Raw genomic sequence first — 21,978 nt, 5'->3', positions numbered from 1 at the left:
CCGCGTCGATCTCGTCTTCGAAACGAACCTTTTGCCTGCCAATGCAGAACCTCCGTTGCGAGCGTCAGGAGCTTGTTGTCCTTGGAAGACCGATCTTTCGGGAACGTTGACTGAATCTGCCGCGGATATCGACCTCGATGTTCCGTCACCAATAGCGACAGCGCGAATGGGAGCTATGAGTTGGAACCCGCAGTCACGCAGGATCGCAACCATGCCTCGCGTCGAGCAGCAGCCTGAGGCGGGTCGACATCTCCGAGGCCGTGTACGGCTTCTTTAGCCAGCCGGCGCCCGCTTGGATCTCCTTCTCCGCAGCATGAGGCTCCGAAAAGCCCGACGTGAGGAGAATTTTCACCCTCGGCCAGCGCTCGCGTACCTTCCGGGCCAGTTCGTCGCCGTTCATTCCAGGCATGGCCACATCACTGAACAGGAGCGCTACGTCGTGCCCCGCCTCCAGCTCCTTCAACGCGTCGATCCCGTTCGTAGCTTCGATGACGGAGTAGCCGAGCGTCAGCAGACGGCCGACCGTCACTCTGCGAACTCTCGCGTCGTCTTCGACGACCAGGATGGTCTCGGTGCCAAGAGAGGGGGCGTCCTTGGCTTGCTGCTCGTCCGGATGGGAATCCTTTCCGGTGTCGGCGCGTGGAAGAAACAGGCGAACCGTCGTCCCCTCGCCAAGTTCGCTGTAGAGCTGCAAGTGCCCTGCGGATTGCTTTGCGAAACCGTAGACCATGCTGAGTCCAAGCCCCGTTCCCGAGCCGGTCGGTTTCGTGGTGAAGAACGGCTCGAAAGCCCTCTCCATCACCTCGGATGTCATTCCGGTGCCTGTGTCGGTGACCGAAATGAGGACGTATCTGCCGGGGCGGATCGCCGGATACATCCCGGCGTAGTCGGAGTCGATCTCGACGCCTGATATCTCGATCGTCAGACGGCCGCCGGCAGGCATCGCGTCTCTGGCGTTGATCGAAAGGTTGAGAAGCGCGCTCTGGAGTTGCGCCTTGTCTGCCATTGCGCTCATCCGCCGCCCAGGAATGATCGTCCGGAGTTCGACGGAGTCGCCCAGCGTTCGCTGGACGAGGTCTGAAAACTCTCCAAGCAGGGCGCTGACGTCCAGCTCTTTTGGTGCGAGGGCCTGCCGCCTTCCGAATGCCAGAAGCTGGGAGGTCAGTCTGGCGCCGTCGTCGGCCGCTGACTGCGCCTCCCGCAACAGGGACAACTGCCCCGGTTCGGCAAGACGGGCCTCCAGCATTTCGAGATTGCCGCTGATGACGGCGAGCAGATTGTTGAAGTCGTGGGCGAGTCCTCCCGTCAACTGTCCGACCGCCTCCATCTTCTGCGACTGCCGCAGCTCGGCTTCAATGCGGTGGCGGCTCGTCAGATCCCTGACGAAGCCCGTGAACGTCCGCCTTCCGCCGGCGACCGCCTCGCCGACCGAGAGCTCCATCGGAAAGGTGGTCCCGTTCTTCCTCAGGCCGACGACCACGCGCCCGTAGCCGATAATCCGGCGGCGTCCGGTCCGAATGTACGAATCCAGATATCCGTCGTGAGCCTCCCTGTCCGGAGACGGCATCAGCATGGAAACGTTCTGCCCGATGGCCTCGTGCGCGGAGTAGCCGAAGAGTTGCTCCGCCGCAGTGCTGAACGAGGCGATGCAACCCTTGTCGTCTATCACGATCATTGCGTCGGGGACCGTAGCTAGGATGGACTGGAGGTGTGCCTGCCGCTCCCGCAGCTCGTCCTCGACCTGCTGCATGAGGGTCACGTCGTTGTTGGACTGGACGATGAGCGTGTCCGGATCCCCAAGCTCGAGAACGGTCCACCGCGTCACGATCGCGAGTCTGGCACCATCCTTTCGCCGGTGCCCCACCTGTCCGGTCCAGGACCCGTTGTTACGCACTTCGGTCCGAAGCTCCTCCACGTCCGCCGGAAATCGCGTGTCCAGGAGATCGTGAACCACCTTTCCCACGGCCTCCGACGCGGACCACCCGTAGAGCTGCTCGCAGCCCGAGGTCCAGCGCTGGATGACGCCATCGAAGCCGTGGACGATCAGATTGGAGCCGTCGAACATGCGCACGATCCGGTCCAGGTCTGTCTCACTGATAGCGTGTTCCAGCATAGCGTGCTCCTGCGTCTACGTCCTCGAACACGTCGTCCGGGTCTTCGTCGGCGGTGCGGGCCAGTGCCAACCGGCTCGCAACCTTGAACTGATGCTTGTCCGCAGGCAATAGTATGCCTTTGGCGACCAGCTTGGTAAGCGTCCTCGACACGGTCTCGATCGTCATGCCGAGATGGTCGGCGATATCGGCGCGGACCATTGGCAGACTGATCGTCCGGCCGTCCCGTCCCTCGCTCCGTTCCAGCCGATGCAGCAGGAAAGTGCAGACGCGTTGCTCGGCGTTCTTGTGCGACAGCAGGAGCATGTGGTCCTGCGCTGCGGAGATTTCGTCGCGAAGTTGCGACAGGAGCTGAAGCCGGAAATCAGGCACGAGTTGCAGTTCCTCTTCCAGCGTCCGCTTGTTCATCCGGGTGAAGGCCACCTCATCGATAGCCTCGCCTGCAAACATGTAGCGGTTGCGAAATGATAGTCCGACCAGGTCGCCTGCACCAAGAAAACCAATGATGAGGCGGCGGCCGTCGGGAAGGAACCGGCATATGCGGACGTTCCCGCGCACGATGCGAAACACGTGCCGGGCGGCGTCGCCCTCAAAGAAGATCGTGGTTCCCGACTGGGCAGTCTCGACGGTCTGGTGCATGAACAGCGGGGCGAAGTCGATCATTCCATGCGACAGTGGCCGTTCGAGTGAATGGATGTTTGATACCGCTTGCATGTCGTGGCTCCATCTGCCGTTGCGTGGCCTGGATTTGACCGAACGCTGATGACACCGGAATGCGAGAAGCGTAAGACTTGGTGCGATTGTGTAACAATCCGTAACAAGCGAAGAATGCTGGAATGACGAGCGGAATTGTCAGACGGACCCGCATACTTGTCGTGGACGACGATGTCCGGATCCAAAGAATGCTCGCGCAATATCTCGGCGAGGAGGGATTCGACGTCGACGTGGCAGGCAGCAGCTCGCAGATGCGCGCCAGAATGGCCGGGGCAAAATTCGACGCCGTTCTGCTTGACCTCGTCATGCCGGGAGACTGCGACGGGCTCCAGCTCGCAAGGGAAATCCGTTCAGGGTCGGACGTTCCCATTATCATGCTGTCCGGCCGCGACGATGTCATGGACCGCGTCGTCGGTCTGGAGGTCGGCGCGGACGACTACATTGGCAAGCCATTCCATCTCCGGGAGGTGCTCGCCCGCGTGAGGACGGTCCTGCGGAGACGCACAGTTTCCAACGAAGCCGCACCCCCGGAAGCAGGCGTGCTCTTTTTCGCTGGATGGCGGCTTGACGTGGAACGGAGAGCGGTGACGAACCCGGCCGGGGACGAAGTGGCGATGTCTACGGGGGAGTTCGACATGCTGCATGTATTCGCCACCCATGCAGGGCGTGTCATGACGCGTGACATGCTGATGGACTTGACGCACAAGCGCGGCCGCGACGGCTTCGACCGCACCATCGACGCACTGATCGTCAGGCTGCGGCGCAAGATAGAGACGGATGCGGCCAATCCTAGCCTGATCAAGTCTGTTCGTGGCGTCGGATATCTCTTCACAGCAAGGCCGGAGACGGCTTCCGGTCGATCCTGAACATCAGGCCATGATCCCACCGACGAAATCGGTCTTCGCTTTCCATCTCTGAGAAATCACCTGGAAACTGCGCCCAGAACCGCATGTAGTCGCATCCCGCCGATCGCCTTCGAAGCGAGGTGAACAGGAGGTCCGTGATGGTCATGTCGTCAATGACGCTCGCCACCGCGAAGATCGGAACGTCCATCAATCGTCCGGCGATCGGATGCGCGCCGATCCGGTAGGCGGCCAGCCCACGCACATAGCCTGCCGGATCCTTTAACGAGACGAGCGTCCACCGATCGGCGTTCGCCACCACTTGCGCCCAATCGTCGGCAGAAAAGCACGGAGCCGCCACCTGAATCAGGCTGTAGGCGATCAGCGCATCGTCCAAGTGGAGCAGGCGGACGCAATATCCCGATGTCATGGCGGCTTTCCTCCTCGATTGAGAGGAAATGTTCGCATGGTCCGACAGTTGGGGCCTTGTCCCAGGTCAATCCTCAGTCCGAGGAAACTCGAATGACAAAAGCCAGGGTGATTTGACGGTGATCAAAGACTGAGGATGCAATGGACTGTTCTATCTGCGCATCGCCGCCTGCGAACGACGGCATTCTTGAGAGAAGGAGAATGACAATGGCAGATTCTGCAACGAAACTTTCCGTAAAGACAGAAGCAAGGCCGGCGGCGCCAGTCGACCGCTGGTGGCCCCTCGACAGCCTGCGGTCCGAGATCGACCGCGTGTTCAGCGACTTCGGGAGCCCGTCGATCTTCGACCGGGCCTTCAGCAGGATGCCGGCTGCGTTCTCGCGCGGCATGCTCGCCGTCGATCTCGTTGAATCCGACAAAGCCTTCGAGCTGTCGGCCGAGCTTCCAGGCGTGGACGCCAAGGATCTTGACGTCACGCTCGCCGACGGGGTTCTCACCATCAAGGGCGAGAAGAACGAGGCCAAGGAGGAAAAGGAAAACGACTATTACCTTTCCGAACGGCGCTACGGATCATTCCACCGAAGCCTGGAATTGCCGCGCGGCGTGGACAGCGAGAAGATCGAGGCGAAGTTCTCCAACGGCGTTCTCAAGGTAACGCTGCCTAAGACGCCCGAGCGGCAGAAGAACGACAAGAAGATCACGGTCAAGGCGGCCTGACGGTCAACCCTCCGCTACGCCGAGGGGGTGGCGTACGGTGGGCGCGGAGAGAGGGAGGGGGCGGCGACCCCTCCCTCTTTTTCAGTTGATGCGGATGTGGTTCTCGACGGTGGCAACGCCTGGAACAGACCAGGCCGTCCGTTCGGCGACGCCGCGCTCGTGCCAGGCGCGCACGCCGCCTTCGAGAACGACCTTGTCGTCCTGAACCTTCACCGAAATGCCGCCGGCGTCGACTTCGGCACTCCGCTTCAGCGCGTCCTCGATCCGACGGCGGACGTCCGGCACCGATGGGCACGGCCGTATCGTCAGCAGATTGAGGACGCCGACCACGCCGCCGAGCTTCCTGACTGCACGTTCGGCGGCAGCCCTCTGGAACTGCCAGCGCACTTCGCCCGACAACGTCACCCAGCCCCTCTCGACCTTTACATGAACCGGTCCCTCCGGAAGCGCCGTGTTCCAGGCGATGATGTCGATCGCCCGCGATGCAATCTGGTCGTCCGCATGCTGCTTGTGACCTACGCACCGCACCTCGATCTCCACAGCCACCGCCCGGACGCCCTTCACCCGCGCTGCAACGTCTTCCGCTGTCAGCTTTTCGGTATAGGTCGACACGTGACCGGAGAGGATCGCAATGCCATCTTCCACCGAGACGCCGATATGCGCGGCGTCGATGCTGGGTTCGAACGCCAGCTCGTCGAGTATGTCCTGTTGGATTCCTAAGTCCGTCATTTCTACCTCCTGTTGGGGTCCGAAGCCCGTTGGCCTCGCGAGGTATGATGCGCCGTCCAAAATTTCTGGCGTTGCGCTTGGTCAATTGAACCTGGCGACGGCCTGCATTTCCCCAAAATTGCCCGTCAGGCGAGCCGCGAACACGTCTTTGACCTTCGTCAACGTGCGATCGTCCGGGGTGCCTTAAAGTGCCTGACAACACATAGGAGTTGTCATGGCCAATCCGATCCTTCACTTCCACGGCGCCGCGGGGTCGGTGACCGGATCGTGCTTCCTGCTGGAGACGGCCGGGGCGCGCATTCTCGTTGATTGCGGGATGTTTCAAGGATCCAAATCGGAAAAGGAGCTGAACTACAAGCTGCTCCCATTCGATCCAGCAAAAGTCGACGCAGTGCTGCTCACACATGCGCACATCGACCACTCGGGCCTGCTTCCGAAGCTCGCGAAGGCGGGATACGGTGGGCCAATCTTTGCATCGGCAGCAACGATCGACCTTTGCACGATCATGCTGCAGGATTCGGGTCACATCCAGGAGTCGGAGGTCCGGCAGCTTAATCGAAGGAACAGCAGAAGGGCGCGAGAGACGGTGGAGCCCATCTATACCGCCGACGACGCCCGCAGCATGCTGCCGCAGTTCATCGCGGTCGAGTACGGCGAGTGGCGGGAGACCGTTGGCGGCGTAAGGTTCCGTTACTGGAATGCAGGACATCTGATGGGTTCCGCATCGATCGAAGTCGAGACGCCCGGCGCAGACGGGGCGACGAGAATTTTGTTCTCCGGCGACGTCGGCGCGAGCAACAAACTGTTCGAAAATCTCCCTCGGGCGCCTTCCGGGGTCGATTACCTCATCTGCGAAAGCACATACGGAGACCGCGAAAGGGAAGAGTACGCTCTGAAGGATCGACGGGACCGGCTGCGCGAAGTGGTGGCGAGCTCGAACAGCCCCGGCGGGGTTCTTCTGATTCCTTCCTTCGCCGTCGAGAGAACGCAGGAAGTGCTGACCGATCTCGTCGCCCTCATGGACGAAGGACAGGTGCCCCGGTGCCCGATCATGATAGACTCGCCGCTCGCATCGCGTGCGACCGAGGCATTCAAGAAGCATGCGGCCGACCTCGGTCACGGCAAGGCGTTCCTTCGCGCGCTCAACGCGCCGAACGTCCGCTTCACCGAGACGGCCGAGCAGTCGAAGGCGCTCGATCTCGTCCGTGGCTTTCACGTCATCATCGCGGCAAGCGGAATGTGCGAGGCGGGACGGATCCGCCACCGCCTGAAGAACTGGCTCTGGCGGCCGGAGTGCACAGTGCTGTTCGTCGGGTTCCAGGCGGCGGGGACGCTTGGCCGTATCCTGCAGGAGGGCGCGACCGATATCCGCATCCAGGGCGAGGAGATTCACGTCTGCGCCAGGATGGCCACGCTCGACGCCTACAGCGGACACGCGGATGCAAGCGAACTGGATGCGTGGGTTGCCGAGCGGGAACCGATCCGGAACGCAGTCTTCCTTGTCCATGGAGAGGAGAGCGCTCGTGAAGCGATGTCCGCGCGTCTTTCGAAGCAAGTTTCCGCAAAGGTCGTCTGCCCGTCGCTGGACGACGCCTACGAGCTTTCACCGGCGGGTGCACGCCTCATCGAAGACACGACGCCCGCACGTATCAAGCCGGTCGTGCCCGGCAAGCCCGACTGGAACAACGACTATCAGCGGTTCGTTCTGGACCTGTCCGATCGTCTGAAATCCGTCGCCGACGAGAAGGGCCGTGCGGTCGTGCTGCGCAGGCTTCGACGCGCACTGGACCCGGACGATGTTTCGGCGGCCGAAGGGAGGAGAGACGGCAATGTTAATCATGGATCGTGACTGCAAGCGCGGCGGAGAACGCTTCGCGATACCGACCCAGGGTGAGGTGCAAGGCAAGCTTACCGTCCTGGAGGTCGTCGCTATAACCTGCCTGAGGGAGGTTCTCGCTTCGAAGAATGCCTTTGCGGTCGCTGCGTTAAAGAAGAAGGTCTTGCGGGCCATGAAGGAGCAGTGCGCGCCGTTCGGTCTGTCGTCGGAAGACGAGACGTCCGTCCTCGAGTACGCATGCGAGTTCTTCGAAGAGGCAAGCAAGGAGGCAGCCAGGCAGGCTGCAACGAAGGTGGCTGCGAAGTCTGCTGGGACGGCACGCTCCAGGGCTTCGGGCCATGGATAGGGTTGCCGTCACTTTCAACGCCGGGTCCTCCAGCCTCAAGGTCGGCGTCTTCAGGCTGAAGGACGGTCGGGCACTCCGGCTGGGAGGCGGTATTGCCACGCTCGGGGACCAGCCAAGGTTCACCTTCCGATTTTCTGACGGGGACGAGGCTGTCGATCTTCCATCCAGTACAGAGATCGACGCGCGGCTGGTATTGCAGGTCGTCGATTGCATTGTCCGCAGAGGATTCGACCCCGTGGTGGCCGGCCATCGCATCGTCCACGGCGGACAGGTCTTCGATGGCCCCGTTCTTCTGGAGCCAGACGTCGTCCTCAGAATGGAACACCTGACGCATCTCGCGCCGGTGCACCTCCCTCCGGCGCTTGCGATCGTTCGCGCCGTCCGGAGTGCATATCCGGACATACCGCAGACTGCGTCGTTCGATACCGCATTCCATTCGTCGCAGAGCAGTCTTGCCGCGCGGCTCGCCATTCCCAGAGAGCTGCACGACGCCGGGATCCGCAGATACGGCTTCCACGGACTTTCCTATAAGTACGTCTCCGGCGAGCTCAGGAAACACGATCCAGACCTGGCCGCCGGCCGTATCATCTGCGCGCATCTTGGAAGCGGCGCGAGCCTTTGCGGAATGGTCGACGGCGTGAGCATAGACACCAGCATGGGCTTCTCCCCGCTGGGCGGAGTTCCGATGTCGACCCGGCCGGGGTCGCTCGATCCCGGCGCTGTCGTCCACCTTCTGCGCAACATTTTCCACGACGCAGACAGCCTCGAGGATTTCCTCTACCACCGTTGCGGGCTACTCGGCGTCTCCGGGAAAAGCGGTGACGTCCGGGTCCTGCTGGAGGACTTCCATCCGGCGTCCAGGGAAGCCCTCGACCTCTTCTGCTTCAGGATCGCCGGCGAGATAGGAAGGCTTGCCGTCTCTCTACGCGGGGTGGACGCCGTCGTCTTCACCGCCGGCGTCGGCGAGCATCAACCGGAAATACGCAGTGGCGTCGCCCACCATCTGGGCTGGCTGGGTCTCTCGTTGAGCGAGCTCGCGAACAAGATGAACGCGACCGTGATCAGCGCGAGGGAAAGCGAAATCGTCGCCTTCGTCATTCCGGCCGACGAGGAACAGGTGATCGCCGAAGAAGCAATCGAAGTCATCAGCCGCCACAGGCTTTAAGGATCGAACATGTCTGAACATAGCAGCCCACCGCCGACCGAGCGCGAACTCGAACTCATCGACCGCTACTGGCGGGCCGCCAACTATCTGTCCATCGGCCAGATCTACCTCATGGACAATCCGCTTCTGCGTGAGCCGCTTCGGCCGGAACATATCAAGCCCCGCCTTCTCGGACATTGGGGAACGACGCCCGGCCTCAACTTCATCTACGCCCATCTCAACCGCATCATCAAGGCTCGTGGCGGACACGTCCTTTACGTGTGCGGGCCTGGCCACGGGGGGCCGGGAATGGTCGCGAACACCTATCTTGAGGGGACATACAGCGAGGTCTATCCCGACATCTCGCAGGATGCCGATGGCATGCGCAAGCTGTTCAGACAGTTTTCCTTTCCGGGAGGCATACCCAGCCACGTGGCCCCGGAGACCCCCGGTTCGATCCACGAAGGCGGCGAACTCGGATATGCGCTGGTCCACGCCTTCGGCGCCGCGTTCGACAATCCGGACCTCGTTGTAGCCTGCGTGGTCGGCGACGGTGAGGCTGAGACTGGCCCGCTTGCGGCGGCCTGGCATTCGACGAAGTTTCTCAATCCTGCTCGCGACGGCGCTGTGCTGCCGATCCTGCATCTCAACGGCTACAAGATCGCCAATCCGACGATCCTGTCGAGGACAAGCGACGAGGATCTCCGCAGCCTGTTCGTAGGATTTGGCTATGAGCCGATCTTCGTCGAGGGCCACGAGCCGGCGGACATGCATCGGCAGATGGCGGCCGCCTTCGACAGGGCCTTCGACATCATCGAATCCTTGCAGGCGTCGGCGAGGAACGGGTCGCCCGCGGCCGGCGTGCCGCGGTGGCCGATGATCGTGCTTCGCAGCCCCAAGGGGTGGACCGGGCCGAAGGAGGTTGACGGCAAGAAGGTGGAGGGATTCTGGCGCGCCCATCAGGTGCCTGTCGCCAATTGCCGCGGGGATGCCGGCCACCGAAAGATCCTCGAAGACTGGATGCGTAGCTATGATCCCGACGACCTGTTCGAAACGGACGGGCGGCTCAAGGACGAGTTGCGGGCCACGGCGCCGACCGGTGAGAAGCGCATGGGAGCGACGCCCTACGCAAACGGTGGACGGATGCGGCGGGAGCTGCAGTTACCGGACATTCGCGACCACGCGGTTGCGATTGACGTTCGTGGCGCTTCCCAGGTCCAGTCGACAGAGATTTTAGGACGGTATCTGCGGGACGTCATGCGGCTCAATGCCGAGGCCAAAAACTTCCGGATCTTCGGGCCGGACGAGACCGAGTCGAACCGGCTGGGTGCCGTCTTTGAGCAGACTGACCGCGTCTGGATGCAAGAAATTGAAGACTACGATGTCCATCTCGGCAGAGATGGACGGGTTATGGAGGTTCTCAGCGAGCATCTCTGCCAGGGCTGGCTGGAAGGATATCTTCTGACTGGCCGCCACGGGCTTTTCTCCTGCTACGAAGCCTTTATCCACATCATCGACTCGATGTTCAACCAGCACGCCAAGTGGCTCAAGGTGTCTCGGGGACTGGAATGGCGCGAGCCGGTGTCGTCGCTGAACTACCTCCTGACGTCGCATGTCTGGCGACAGGACCACAACGGTTTCTCGCATCAGGACCCCGGCTTCGTCGACCTAGTCGCCAACAAGAAGGCAGACGTAGTCCGCATCTATCTGCCGCCAGACGCCAATACGCTCCTGTGGGTCGGCGATCACTGCCTGAAGACTTACGACCGCGTTAACGTGATCGTTGCCGGCAAGCAGCCGGAGTCCCAGTACCTCACGATCGACGAGGCGGTGAAGCATTGCGAGGAGGGCATTGGCGTCTGGGACTGGGCTAGCTTCGAGTACGATACGATCGCGCCCGACGTCGTGATGGCATGTGCGGGCGACGTGCCGACCATGGAGACGCTCGCGGCCGTCATGCTGCTGCACGAGGCGATACCAGATCTCAAGATCAGGACGGTCAACGTCGTCGATCTGCTCGCGCTGCAGGATCCCAAGGAGCATCCCCATGGCCTCGACGATGCACGGTTCGATGGTATCTTTACGAAGGACAGGCCGGTCATCTTCGCCTACCACGGCTATCCCTATCTCATCCACCGGTTGACGTACCGGCGAACCAATCACGGCAACATCCACGTGCGCGGGTTCGTGGAGGAGGGAACGACGACGACGCCGTTCGATATGACCGTATTGAACGAGCTGGACAGGTATCATCTCGCTCTCGAGGCGATCGCGCGAGTGCCCGATCTCGCCGAAAAGGTGCCAGATGTGATGGCAGACCTGCATGCAAAGCTCGACGAACACCGGGCGTTCGTGCGGGAGCGGGGAGAAGACATGCCGGAAATCCAGAATTGGCGCTGGGCACGCTCCTCCTCGCGCGACTGATGACCGGAATTAGCTAGCAACTGCCACCAGCTATACTGCCACAGCCACGTCAGCACGTAGGAGAGAGGTTTCGAGTGCGAGGTGGCAACCTCGCCGTCGATGTGCCGCGCGAGGACGAAACCGAACCATAACGTCTTGATCCTGCAAAAGGTTGCAATGCCGGCGAGCCTGATGCCGCACTTCGTCGGCAGGCTCCGGAGACGACGACGCGCGAAGACGGCCTCCCGCGGCTTCGTGTCAGGCTTGATCCACGTCAATGCGCTCAACGTGTGTTGGCTCCGTAATTGTTTAATCAACAAGGAGACAGCGCGATGCTTGCTAGAGACATCATGACGACCCCCGTGACGACGCTCGACGAGGGACACAACGTCAGGGAAGCCGTCGAGATCGTCAACGCCAGCAAGATCGGCGCGGTGCCCGTCGTCGATGGCGAAGGGCGGCTCACGGGCATCGTTACCGAGGGGGACCTGCTGCGCCGGGTGGCGTCTTCTTGGGCGAGACGGGCGGTACCGCATACGCGCGACCGCGAAGATGCACTGGCGGACTATGTGAAGGCCCGAAGCTGGCGCGTCAAGGACGTGATGTCGACGCCTGTCGTCAGCGCCGCCCCGACCGCCACCGCGAGCCAGCTCGCAGAACTCCTGCAGGCCCACGACATCAAACACCTGCCCGTCGTCGAGAACGGCAGCCTCGCCGGAATAATCAGCCGTCGCGACTTGATGCGGGCGCTTCTCGATGTTCCACGGCAGTGCACCGCTTCCGGCGACGAGGCCCTAGGGACCGCCGTTCGTAGCCGCCTGGAAGCCGAGCTCGAAATTACGCCCCCCATGGTCAATGCCACCGTCTCCAACGGGGTAGTCACCCTGAGGGGGGAGGTCGAGACGGAGCTGGAACGCTCAGCGGCCAGGGTGGCGGCGGAAAGCGTCCGCGGCGTCGGCGGCGTGGTGAACAAGATCACCCTGGCTTCCGCATGGTGAGCCCCCTCAAACGATGAAATCGTCCCTGGAGTTTCCGTCATGATTGTCAGGGTCATCGCAGACGCCATCATGTCGAGGCTTCTCCTCGTCATCCTGATCCTCATGGTCGGGACGGTCGTGGGCGTCCTGCTGGTGAAACCATCCGACGACTCTCGAAGCGGGCGCGTCGAGCGCTCTCTTTCTGACCCGTGAGTGCGCAATGAACATTTGGCGCTCCAGGACTGAATTGCTTGGCCGCTTCTCGCAAAGGACCGGAAGTGCGACGGATTCGATGGCCTCCGACCTGTTCGGTTTCATCTGGCTGATGGGAAGGCGTCATCAGGCTTTGATCGCCGGGCTGTCCATGGTTCTGTTTGCTATAGGCGCGGCGCCTCTCGAACTCCAGCGTCGGATCATCAACGAGGCGACCCAGCAAGCTTCGTACGGGTCGCTTCTCTTTCTCGTTTCGCTCTATCTCGCGGTGGCAGTGGTGGAGGGCGCCATTAAATTCACCCTCAATCTCTACAGAAGCTGGGTGGGCGAGAGGGGCACGCTCTGGCTGCGGGCGCGTGTTCTGCATCAGGCCGAGACGCCGCCATCAGAATCCATGCTCGAGGGTGTCGAGCTGTCGATTGTTCTTGCGGAAGCCGAGCCGGTCGGCGGTTTCGTTGGAACCAGCATCTCCGAGCCGCTGCTGCAGGTCGGCATCCTTGTCACCGTCTGCAGCTACCTGATCTATCTCCAGCCGCTGATGATGCTGGCCGTCGCAGCGACCTTTGCCCCGCAGATTGCCTTCGTCCCGATGATGCAGGCCGCGATCAACCGCCGGGTCGAGGCGAAGGTCGCCATCATGCGCGACGTCAGCGAAGGCATGGTGCATGCGATCGAAGGTGGCCAGGGAGAGAATCCTCAAACTTCGCGCATCGGAGCGATCTTCTCCGCCAACATGGGGATCTACCGCTACAAGTACGCCATGAACTTTCTCATGAATCTCATGGCGCAATTGGGCTACGTTGGCATTTTCGTCCTGGGGGAATCTACGTTGTCACCGGCAAGACCGAGATGGGTACCGTGGTCGCATTTGTCTCGGGTCTGGCGAAGATCGTCGACCCTTGGGGGGCGATCGTGGACTGGTATCGTAACCTCGTTGCTTCCTCGAAGGAAGTGTTCCGGCTCCATCGACATCCGCGATGGCGAACACGAAATTCATCATGTGACTACGCGTCGCGTCGCCGCGCATTCCGCCCATCATGCCGGCTCGCCCCATCATCGCACCTGCCGTCATCTCCGATAAACCTCGACTGTAAATTCTGGTCCTCGGCCGGGGCCGTCTCCGCGAAGGCCATAATCATGGTGCCGGCTGAAAAAAAGTGTGGCAACAGTTGCCACGCGTGGCGTCTACAATGAGGCCCAGGGCGATATCAATCGCGTTGCATCCTTCGGTTTTCGAGCTCCGCAAAATTCAAAAAGCGCTGCAAATATGATATGAGATGGCTGCACCCTCGGACGTGTGTGCCTGTCGTCCGAGTGCCGGGAGGGATCTGTTTGGGGTGGCTTTTCAAAACGATCGCCAATCGATCGCATGCGAGCCGCTCGGCCCCGACGAGCGATTCTGTAGATAAGCTATTCCGGGAATCGGAGATTGAGGCGGAATATGCGATTGGATGGGTTCGAATCGCCGTGGGGCTCGCCCTCCTCGCGAGTGGTCTGGTCGTTTGGTCAGGGACAGCCGAACTCACCGATGAATACAGCCTGAGCCAGGTTCGTTTCACGGCTCAGTTCACGGTCGGGACCTTCCTGGCCCTCGGTATCGTATCGTTGCTCTTGGTTATCCGCCGCTGGTTCAGGCCATGGATGGCATTTGTCCTCGTCACCGGTGACGCGGCCATTCTCGGATACAGCCTGTTTCTCGGCCTAGAAGGTCTTGGCCTGGGCGGCAACTGGATCGCTGCAATACCGACCATCTGGCTCGTACCTCTCGGCCTCGCCGTTGGCGCCCTTCGGTATCGGCCACTCGTTCAAGTGTGGGCCACTATTGTTACAATGATCGCCTTGGTTGGCGTCGTCTGCGCGCTCGGTTTTCGCTCGTTCCTGAACGGCTTTGGAATCGCCGAAGTTCCTTCCGACCTAGAGGCAAACATCGGTCGCCTGTTCTCACTGCCGGCTTATCTCATGCGGGCCGTCATGCTGATGCTAATCGGCCTCACAACGGCACTCGCAATGCTGCGTTCTCGGCGCCTTCTCATGCGCGCTGTCAACGAGACAACCCGGCGGGCGAACCTTGCTCGATTCCTTCCAGCCGAGATCGCGCCATTGGCGGGGGAGAGTGATATCTCCACGTGGCGGCAAGGCCGACGCCAACAGGCCGCCATCCTGTTCGTCGATATACGAGGGTTTACTGCTTATGCAGAGGGCGTGGATCCGGCGCGGCTGTCCATCTTTATCTCTTCCTTTCGGCGACGGGTAACGCATGCCGCGGAGGCCTTCGGCGGCGTTGTCGACAAGTTCATTGGAGATGGCGCTCTGCTTGTATTTGGCGTCCCAGATCCCCAGAGTGATGACTGTACCCGCGCTATAGCATGTGCCCAAGAGCTTCTCGAACTCATGGATCAATGGAACGCTAAGCGCGGATTTGATCCACCGATCCGGGTGGGGATTGGCATTCACACGGGTGAAGTGTATTGCGGGCTTGTTGGCGACGACAAACGAATTGAATTCACAGTGCTTGGCGACGTCGTCAATGTGGCTGCTAAGATCGAACAGGCCACCAAGCGGTTTAATACAGCGCTCCTGGCTTCTGAGACCGTGGTGATGCGCTCGGGACAACTTCGCACATGGCGGGAGGTCGGTCGTGAGCCGCTAGCAGGGCGCGGCGAGCACCTTGCGATCTTCGCTTGCTCGGGGACAAAGTTGAGGGACTGAGTGTCCAGGCGATGATGTACATTCAGAAAATTGGTGCTTGGATCCTATATTTTTCTAGGCCCTACGCTCCTTTGAATGGAAGGACCAGAGTTGCCGCGAGCCCAGATCCCACATCCTGATGGCGGACGTGTTGAGTCTTCGATGCACGCCATTCGTTTCAACTCGCAAACCTGTCCTGATTGATTGCAACGATTATCAAGCAACCTTCTCTGCGTTCAGCCGTAGGCGATTTTCTAAGCATTTCATCGTCGGGAACGAGCCTAGCACCGTCATTTGCTACGACAGGGTTGGCTGATGAACTTTAAGCGGCTTCAGCTCAAACGCTCTCGGTCGAACCAGATACCAGGCGCTGCCCGTGGATGATGCGTAGAATATCCTGGCAGAGTGTTTCGGCGGGTTGCGTCGCATCGCCCGTCGAAGGCCGTAGTCAAGTCTTTGACCTCCTTTGCTGAAAAGACATGGCTTGTCGCAAAGGCAGCCGGCTGAACATCCTGCTAATCTTCCAACCAACACCGAGCCGAAAACGCCATCGATATCAGGCCGCTGGTCACCCTTGGACAGCCTTCGCTCGGAAGTCGACCGGATGTTTCAATCTCCATTTACCTCGATGGCTCTGACGGGAGGCGTGCTCCCACTCTTTTCATCTCATGTAATCGAGGTGCGCTTTCATCATAGGCTGTCGATAGGTGTGAACATTGATCGGCGTCAAATCGCGACCATCCGATCGGTGTATTCTAGCAAGCATCCTGGCACCATTTGCTTGCGCAAGACGGAAGCGGCCACGCTCGGTCAGAGCAAAAATCAGGATATCTTGAAAGGTAGATGCCCTATGAAGCCTCAATTTCACCTGCCGTTGACGACCTATCCGTTGAGCAGACTGCATTCGGAACATCACCTGGTCTCCCGCATCGGCTGGCTACGGGCTGCCGTCCTCGGCGCAAACGATGGAATCGTCTCGACGGCGAGCTTGATCATGGGCGTCGCTACCGCGTCCGCCGGACCCTCGCAGATCCTGGTAGCAGGCGTCGCTGGTCTGGTCGCGGGCGCGATGTCCATGGCGGCCGGCGAATACGTGTCGGTAAGCTCCCAAGCGGACACCGAGGAAGCCGATCTCGCGCGAGAACGGATCGAGTTGGAGACGCAACCCGAAGCTGAGCACGAGGAGCTGACGGAGATCTACGTCAAACGCGGTCTCACCGCCGAGCTGGCCAGGCAAGTCGCGATCCAACTGACCGCAAATGATGCTCTCGACGCGCACTCGCGCGACGAACTCGGTATCGTCGAACACATGGCGGCCCGGCCGGTTGAGGCAGCTTTGACGTCGGCCCTCACGTTTGCGGTGGGAGCCGCATTGCCCCTGCTCATGGTCGTACTTTCGCCCGCCTCGTTGCTGATCTATACCGTTGCAACCGCGTCCTTGGCCTTCCTCGCGCTGCTGGGCGCTATCGGCGCGAAAGCGGGCGGCGCCAACGTCTGGAGGGCCACCACTCGCGTCACTTTCTGGGGCGCTTTCGCTATGGCATTGACGGCGGGGATCGGTGCTTTGGTTGGCACCGCAGTTTGACGAGTAACTTTCTCCCCTTCCTGCACACCCTGCTTGAGGACGCGGTGAGTTCTAGGATGTTGCGGTTCCGGTCGCAACGAAAGAGGAGCGGACGCAATTTCGACTCCTCAAGGCTCGGGGGCCGGAACTCATAATCGTCAGATCTCGGCCACCACCTCGGCGAGCATCGATCGGACCTTGCTTGCTAGACTGTTCAGCACTTCGTTGTCGATCGCCTGCATGGAGGCAACCGGATCGATTGCGCTCACCATGACATCGCCGCCATCGACCCCGCGCAGGATGACATTGCACGGGAGCATGGCCCCCACCTTCGGTTCCAGTCTCATTGCCTCGAACGCCATGCGCGGATTGCAGGCTCCGAGGATGAGGTAGTCGTCGATGTCGGCGTCGATCTTCTTTTTCATGGTTGCCTTGACATCGATCTCCGTCAAAACTCCGAAACCGTGCTTGGAGAGAGCGGATTTCGTCCTGCCGACCGCATCGTCGAAACTGGTCGCCCAGAGGGTTCTATCCAGCGTATAGGTCATGAGATGTCTCCTTTGGGCTCCCATGCAACGGCCGGCAATGCCAGCGTCCAATCACATGTCTTGCATGAACGCCTGCATTTCTTCAGGTGTGACTTTGCCGTCATTGTTCGCGTCGACCGCGTTGAAGACGCGTTTGTGGATTGCGGTCAACTCTTCGAAAGAAATTGCACCGTCCCCATCGCTATCGGCGATGGCAAACATAATCTTCACCATATGACCGCGCATTGGCCCCATCATGCGCATTCCTGGGTACATGCCAGATGGCATCATGTTGCGGCCCATCATGCCTGGCATCATTTCCGATCCGTCGGCATCGGGTTTAGCCTCAGACTGGGCGGGGTCTGGACTTTTCGTCTGGGCGGAGGCGCTGCCCATGGCGCCGACGGCACCGAGCAAGGCCAGCATAGTGATCGTTGGCAGTCTGAAAATGGACATCCTGACTCTCCTCTTTGAGTATTGTCCTCCACGAGTTGGAGCGCCCTTTGAGGATACGATGCACACCGGTTTCAAACATTGCGCTGGATCAACCACTTGTATGGTTCGAGTCGTCGAGGACGGACCGATCGCGTTCGCGCCGTGCCATGACCGCGACGCCAGCCACCTGCCTCACCGAGGAACGATCGCGGCTGAAGCGACACGGAGGATCGAGCCGGCTAAGGCGAGAACAGGGTGATTTCAGAGTGCGATCGTGCCTGGCTTGATCGATATCAACGTCCACGCCGTTCGAACCGGGTATCCTGACGCCATCAGCCAGCGCCCGATCGTGGTCGGGCCTCGTGATGATGCCCCGCTCGCAGTCCGAAACCTTCAGGAGATCGAGGATGGCTCCCCAGAAGCAGATAGTACGAACCTGGTCGGAACCCGTTTTCGTCCAGGTGGGCATGAGCGTCCCTCAGGCTATCGGCGGAGCGAGCGAGGCGCTCGATTTTCTCGCCAACCGATGGAAAGGCTCGCGAAGAAAACACGCATTCGCGAGAGAGATCTGCGCCGCGGCCGTAAGCGGGCATGTCTCGCAGGAGACCGCGCGCCAGGCTTTCATTCAGGCCGCTGACGAAGCCAAGATGTCCACCTGCGCGCCCCGTGGTCGTTCGTAGACGCCAGGACGAGATCAGCTCGGTCAAGTGAGCAACAAGTCCTTAACCCAGGTGCCTTCCATGGCTTCAGGTCCTACCCGGCCGCGACGCCGATCCAGGTCAATCGGCTCGCTTCCTGCCGGTTACCATCGCTCGGACAAGGTTTTCCCTGTGCTCGATGCTTGCCAGGAGGACGCCTGCGACGTGAAGACCGACGAGGCCAAGCGTCACATCGACCAGCAGTTCATGCGTCCTTTCCACCCATTCCACTCCCCAGTAGGTGTCCGTCGTCATCATGTACCCGGTTGCGGCAATGCCCGAGATCGCGACGAGCAGCGCGAACACCATCGCGCCTCCGGCCGGATTGTGGCCGATGTAGCGCTTGGCGCGCATGGCCAGGCTGTCACGCACGAAGCCGAGGGTCGTGACCGGATCGTAGATGAAATTGGAAAAGCGCGCGTGGTGACTGCCGACGAAGCCCCAGATGATTCGCAAGAGCAGGAGGCCGACAATGGCGTAGCCCGACAGAATATGCGCCTGCTTCCACTCGTCACCGGTCAGATAGGAAAAGGCGAACAGACCCACCAGACCCCAGTGGAACATCCGCACCACCGGGTCCCAGACCCTGATCTTTGGCGGCGAGCAAGCGCCCGCCGCATCCATGTCCATCCTGCCCATGGTCATTCGCTTTCGTTGCCGACCGCTGCGCCGGTCTCCGGGTTGAACAGCGTTTCGACCTTTTTGCCCTTCGCATCGACGGCGTAGACCTCGTAGCAACTGCCCTCCATTTTGACCCGGCGCACGTCGAGGCCCGCGGCTTTGGCCTTTTCCTTGATGCCGTCCTCGCTCAGCCACTTGTCCTTGGGAGCCTGGGTGCAATTCTGACCCTCTTCGGCGCGGGCAACGCCGATCGACGCGGTGGCGAGCAGGAGGGTTGCGAACATGATCTTCTTCATTGGTTTTTCTCCATCATCCCAGGAGCGGTTTTGCTCGTCTGGTCGGCTTCGAACCTATGGGGCGCGACCTGACGGCGACCTGATCGCGATTGTCAGGTTATTGTCACCTTCGATAGGATATTCTCCGACGATGTACCCGCCCCGCACGCTCGCGTTCGTCTGCTTTGTCCTTCTGTGGTCGTCGCTTCCGGTATGGAGCGCACATGCCGACGATTTGCCTGCTCGTTCCCGCGAAGCGGATGACCTGCCGTCGCACGACGACCTGCCTAAACGGGTCCACGAAGGGAAGATTCTGCCTCTTGCCGTACTGAAGGCGAAAGTCCTCGCCAAGCTGCCCGGCGAATTGATCGATGTCAGTGTCGATCGGCATGACGATCGCATAATCTACGAGTTCCGGATTCTGAGGGGCGGCGGTCAGGTCACCGAGGTGGAAGTGGACGCCGCGTCAGGCAGGATCGCCGAAATCGAGAACGAATGATGCGCCTGTTGCTTGCCGAAGACGACCCGCTCATCGCCCGTGACGTGACCGCCCAGCTCACCAAGGCCGGTTTCAACGTCGTCCACGAATCCGATGGGGAAGCCACCCTGTTCGCTGGCGAGCATGACGACTTCGCCGCCGTCGTCCTTGATCTGGGGCTGCCGAAGATCGACGGCCTAACGATCCTCAAAAAGTGGCGGTCGAACGGTCGTGACATGCCGGTCATCATCTTGACGGCGCGCGGCAACTGGGAGGAGCGCGTCGAGGGCATCAATGCTGGCGCCGACGACTACCTTGGCAAGCCATTCCGCATTGCGGAGCTTCTCGCCAGACTGCACGCAGTCCTGCGCAGGTACTCCGGGCACGCCAGCGCGGTCCTATCGTCAGGTCCCGTTTCTATCGACCCTCGCCGACGCGCGGTCATGGTCGACGGGATGCCTGTCGACGTCACGCCAATGGAGTATAAATGCCTGTCGGTGCTGATGCAGAATCGAGGTCGCGCGATCTCCCAGCTCGAGCTTACCGAGCAGCTTTACACTCAGGACTTTGAACGGGAGAGCAATTCGGTGGAGGTCCTGATCGGACGGCTGAGAAAGAAGCTTGGAAGGGACGCGATCGTCACGCGTCGAGGCTTCGGATACCAGATAGCATCGGGCGAGGGGACATGAGGTCGCTTCACGGCCGTTTCATCATCACGTCGTTGATAGCTGTGTCGATATGCCTTGCTGCTGCATCCGTCGCTCTCGTCCAGATCTTTGCGGACAGCTACAGCAAGCGCGTGCAGAACGAGCTGACCGGACACATAAACCGTCTGGCGGCTGTGATCCGCTTCTTGCCCGGAGGCAGGCTGCAGGTGCCCGAGAACCCTCCGGACAATCGTTTCCTGATACCCTATGGGGGGCTCTACTGGCAGATCGACGATCCTGTGGGGAAGGCGGAGGTTCGATCTTCCTCGCTCTTCGACTATGTCCTGCCTCTGCCGGAGGAGTCGCATCCTGTCGGTATCATGCACCAATATCGTCTCTCCGGGCCGGAGGGGAAAGATGTCCTTGTTCAGGAACGCGTTCTGTCGTTGGCCGCGCCTGAGGGCAGGAGGCCCATTCGCATCGCGGTGGCGGTGAATGCCGACGAGGTCGACAGCGCCCGCCTTGGATTTGCTCTCGACATTCTGCCCTATGTCGCCGTTCTTGCCGCGCTACTCGTGTTGATGTCGATCGGGCAGCTTTGGATCGGATTGAGACCTCTCGACCGCATCGGTCGTGATCTTGAAGCCGTCCGCGACCGGAGGGCCAGCCGACTGGCTGGGGCCTACCCGCGCGAGGTCCAACCGCTCGTCAACCAACTGAACAAGCTGCTGCAAAGCCAGGCCGCGGCGATGGAGAAGGCCAGGAGTAGGGCCAGTGATCTCGCCCACGGGCTGAAGACGCCTTTGACCGTTCTCACAAACAACGCGTACTCACTCCGGGAGAAGGGCGAGGTTGAGATTGCCGATGAACTCGACCATCTTGCCGAGACTATGCTTTCGCACGTCGAGCACGAGCTCGCCCGAGCCCGTATCACCCCGAGCCCTGATCAGCGAAGTGGCGATGCCGACGTCGAGAAGATCATCAGCGAGACCGTTCGAATGCTCCGACACACTGAGGCAGGCGAACGCCTCGCATGGGAAACAGACGTGGCCGAGGACTTCAGCGTTCCCGTCGATCCGCACGACTTCCGCGAACTTGCGGGCAACTTGCTTGAGAACGCCTGCAAGTGGGCCAGGAGCAGGATCCATGTCACCGCGATTCGACAAAATGGGCAGAGCCGCCTCACGGTCGAGGACGACGGCCCAGGCGTCTTGCCAGAGAGATTGCCCGATCTTCCGCGTCGGGGTGTCCGTCTCGATCGTCTGAAAACCGGCTCTGGTCTAGGTCTTGCCATCGTGTCGGAGATTGCAGCGGTGTACGATCTGACGCTCACGTTGGAAAACCGTGTCGAAGGTGGCTTCCGTGCGGAAGTCGTCTTCCCTGACGTCATCGCCTCCCGAACGCTCCATCCCAGAGTAGCGACGACGACATAACATCTTCCGAGGGGATCGACGCCATATGTCCGCGTTTGACGACGCGCGGGTAGAAGGATGAGACCATCCTGTGATGCCGGGCCGTCGTGCATCTGCGATTCGAAGGCAGGTTCAGACCTAACGCGAAAAAAATGCAGGACCAAGGGCTGT

23 protein-coding genes are annotated in these 21,978 nt (G+C 60.8%); 15 read left to right on the top strand and 8 right to left on the bottom strand.

Features of this window, described 5'->3' with window-relative positions:
* Positions 1-193 precede the first annotated feature (193 nt).
* Positions 194-2,113 (bottom strand): hybrid sensor histidine kinase/response regulator, encoded by a 1,920-nt coding sequence (locus AC1D2N_RS15225; protein WP_018246467.1) that lies wholly within the window; start codon positions 2,111-2,113, stop codon positions 194-196.
* Positions 2,091-2,774 carry a helix-turn-helix domain-containing protein gene (locus AC1D2N_RS15220; protein ID WP_245268291.1) on the bottom strand — a complete coding sequence of 228 codons (684 nt, stop codon included), beginning with the start codon at positions 2,772-2,774 and terminating at the stop codon, positions 2,091-2,093. Before AC1D2N_RS15220 ends, AC1D2N_RS15225 begins: the two co-directional genes overlap by 23 nt.
* Positions 2,775-2,947: 173 nt before the next feature.
* On the opposite strand from AC1D2N_RS15220, the gene AC1D2N_RS15215 reads away from it, so the two are divergent.
* A complete protein-coding gene (locus tag AC1D2N_RS15215) occupies positions 2,948-3,691 on the top strand; it encodes a response regulator (RefSeq protein ID WP_018246469.1) in 744 nt (247 codons plus the stop codon).
* Here AC1D2N_RS15215 and AC1D2N_RS15210 read toward each other — a convergent pair.
* Complete coding sequence (locus AC1D2N_RS15210; protein WP_018246470.1) at positions 3,654-4,097, bottom strand: hypothetical protein; 444 nt, start codon at positions 4,095-4,097, stop codon at positions 3,654-3,656. The genes AC1D2N_RS15215 and AC1D2N_RS15210 overlap by 38 nt on opposite strands.
* Positions 4,098-4,303: 206 nt before the next feature.
* Between AC1D2N_RS15210 and AC1D2N_RS15205 the strand changes: the two genes are divergently transcribed.
* Positions 4,304-4,813 (top strand): Hsp20/alpha crystallin family protein, encoded by a 510-nt coding sequence (locus AC1D2N_RS15205; RefSeq protein ID WP_026188771.1) that lies wholly within the window; start codon positions 4,304-4,306, stop codon positions 4,811-4,813.
* Between the two features lie 81 nt (positions 4,814-4,894).
* Here the strand turns inward: AC1D2N_RS15205 and AC1D2N_RS15200 are convergent, their stop codons facing one another.
* Positions 4,895-5,542 (bottom strand): BON domain-containing protein, encoded by a 648-nt coding sequence (locus tag AC1D2N_RS15200; protein WP_018246472.1) that lies wholly within the window; start codon positions 5,540-5,542, stop codon positions 4,895-4,897.
* A gap of 214 nt (positions 5,543-5,756) precedes the next feature.
* Here AC1D2N_RS15200 and AC1D2N_RS15195 point away from each other — a divergent pair, with 214 nt between their 5' ends.
* The 9 genes from AC1D2N_RS15195 (at position 5,757) to AC1D2N_RS15155 (ending at position 16,735) form a co-directional block, all read left to right on the top strand.
* Positions 5,757-7,391 (top strand): MBL fold metallo-hydrolase, encoded by a 1,635-nt coding sequence (locus tag AC1D2N_RS15195; RefSeq protein ID WP_130653937.1) that lies wholly within the window; start codon positions 5,757-5,759, stop codon positions 7,389-7,391.
* The gene (locus tag AC1D2N_RS15190) at positions 7,372-7,725 is read left to right on the top strand and encodes a hypothetical protein (RefSeq protein WP_018246474.1); all 354 of its coding nucleotides are present in this window, start codon (positions 7,372-7,374) and stop codon (positions 7,723-7,725) included. The genes AC1D2N_RS15195 and AC1D2N_RS15190 overlap by 20 nt, the downstream gene beginning before the upstream one ends.
* Positions 7,718-8,890 (top strand): acetate/propionate family kinase, encoded by a 1,173-nt coding sequence (locus AC1D2N_RS15185; RefSeq protein ID WP_130653936.1) that lies wholly within the window; start codon positions 7,718-7,720, stop codon positions 8,888-8,890. Before AC1D2N_RS15190 ends, AC1D2N_RS15185 begins: the two co-directional genes overlap by 8 nt.
* 9 nt (positions 8,891-8,899) lie before the next feature.
* The gene (locus tag AC1D2N_RS15180) at positions 8,900-11,293 is read left to right on the top strand and encodes a phosphoketolase family protein (protein ID WP_018246476.1); all 2,394 of its coding nucleotides are present in this window, start codon (positions 8,900-8,902) and stop codon (positions 11,291-11,293) included.
* Between the two features lie 329 nt (positions 11,294-11,622).
* Complete coding sequence (locus AC1D2N_RS15175) at positions 11,623-12,270, top strand: CBS domain-containing protein (RefSeq protein ID WP_245268292.1); 648 nt, start codon at positions 11,623-11,625, stop codon at positions 12,268-12,270.
* 39 nt (positions 12,271-12,309) lie between these two features.
* Positions 12,310-12,462 (top strand): hypothetical protein, encoded by a 153-nt coding sequence (locus tag AC1D2N_RS15170; RefSeq protein ID WP_018246478.1) that lies wholly within the window; start codon positions 12,310-12,312, stop codon positions 12,460-12,462.
* A gap of 7 nt (positions 12,463-12,469) precedes the next feature.
* Positions 12,470-13,543: a 6TM ABC transporter family protein gene (locus AC1D2N_RS15165; RefSeq protein ID WP_327209787.1), complete on the top strand. Its 1,074-nt coding sequence runs from the start codon at positions 12,470-12,472 to the stop codon at positions 13,541-13,543.
* A 251-nt stretch (positions 13,544-13,794) separates the two neighbouring features.
* Positions 13,795-15,171, top strand: coding sequence for an adenylate/guanylate cyclase domain-containing protein (locus AC1D2N_RS15160; RefSeq protein WP_018246480.1), 1,377 nt, complete (start codon positions 13,795-13,797; stop codon positions 15,169-15,171).
* An 868-nt stretch (positions 15,172-16,039) separates the two neighbouring features.
* Complete coding sequence (locus AC1D2N_RS15155; protein WP_026188772.1) at positions 16,040-16,735, top strand: VIT1/CCC1 transporter family protein; 696 nt, start codon at positions 16,040-16,042, stop codon at positions 16,733-16,735.
* Between the two features lie 137 nt (positions 16,736-16,872).
* Here AC1D2N_RS15155 and AC1D2N_RS15150 read toward each other — a convergent pair whose 3' ends face one another.
* Complete coding sequence (locus AC1D2N_RS15150) at positions 16,873-17,262, bottom strand: DUF302 domain-containing protein (RefSeq protein ID WP_050566338.1); 390 nt, start codon at positions 17,260-17,262, stop codon at positions 16,873-16,875.
* A 51-nt stretch (positions 17,263-17,313) separates the two neighbouring features.
* Positions 17,314-17,772: an EF-hand domain-containing protein gene (locus tag AC1D2N_RS15145; protein WP_018246483.1), complete on the bottom strand. Its 459-nt coding sequence runs from the start codon at positions 17,770-17,772 to the stop codon at positions 17,314-17,316.
* Between the two features lie 311 nt (positions 17,773-18,083).
* Here AC1D2N_RS15145 and AC1D2N_RS15140 point away from each other — a divergent pair, with 311 nt between their 5' ends.
* Positions 18,084-18,356, top strand: a complete 273-nt coding sequence (locus tag AC1D2N_RS15140) for a DUF982 domain-containing protein (protein ID WP_130653935.1) — start codon at positions 18,084-18,086, stop codon at positions 18,354-18,356.
* A gap of 99 nt (positions 18,357-18,455) precedes the next feature.
* Here the strand turns inward: AC1D2N_RS15140 and AC1D2N_RS15135 are convergent, their stop codons facing one another.
* Together AC1D2N_RS15135 and AC1D2N_RS15130 are read right to left on the bottom strand one after the other, a co-directional pair.
* Positions 18,456-19,019 carry a cytochrome b/b6 domain-containing protein gene (locus AC1D2N_RS15135; protein WP_018246485.1) on the bottom strand — a complete coding sequence of 188 codons (564 nt, stop codon included), beginning with the start codon at positions 19,017-19,019 and terminating at the stop codon, positions 18,456-18,458.
* Positions 19,016-19,291, bottom strand: coding sequence for a PepSY domain-containing protein (locus tag AC1D2N_RS15130; RefSeq protein ID WP_018246486.1), 276 nt, complete (start codon positions 19,289-19,291; stop codon positions 19,016-19,018). The genes AC1D2N_RS15135 and AC1D2N_RS15130 overlap by 4 nt, the downstream gene beginning before the upstream one ends.
* Here AC1D2N_RS15130 and AC1D2N_RS15125 point away from each other — a divergent pair.
* From AC1D2N_RS15125 to AC1D2N_RS15115, 3 genes are read left to right on the top strand one after another with little or no spacing between them, the layout of a single operon-like run.
* A complete protein-coding gene (locus tag AC1D2N_RS15125; protein ID WP_245268293.1) occupies positions 19,278-19,769 on the top strand; it encodes a PepSY domain-containing protein in 492 nt (163 codons plus the stop codon). The two genes, AC1D2N_RS15130 and AC1D2N_RS15125, sit on opposite strands and share 14 nt — an antisense overlap.
* The gene (locus AC1D2N_RS15120; protein WP_018246488.1) at positions 19,766-20,437 is read left to right on the top strand and encodes a response regulator transcription factor; all 672 of its coding nucleotides are present in this window, start codon (positions 19,766-19,768) and stop codon (positions 20,435-20,437) included. Before AC1D2N_RS15125 ends, AC1D2N_RS15120 begins: the two co-directional genes overlap by 4 nt.
* On the top strand, positions 20,434-21,828 hold the full coding sequence (locus tag AC1D2N_RS15115; protein WP_018246489.1) for a sensor histidine kinase: 1,395 nt from the start codon (positions 20,434-20,436) through the stop codon (positions 21,826-21,828). The genes AC1D2N_RS15120 and AC1D2N_RS15115 overlap by 4 nt, the downstream gene beginning before the upstream one ends.
* The last annotated feature ends 150 nt before the right edge of the window (positions 21,829-21,978 follow it).

The organism is Rhizobium sp. P1_B8 (assembly GCF_056406515.1).
The sequence above is the reverse complement of the archived record's forward strand: the minus strand, read 5'-3'. Positions and strand labels throughout refer to the sequence as shown.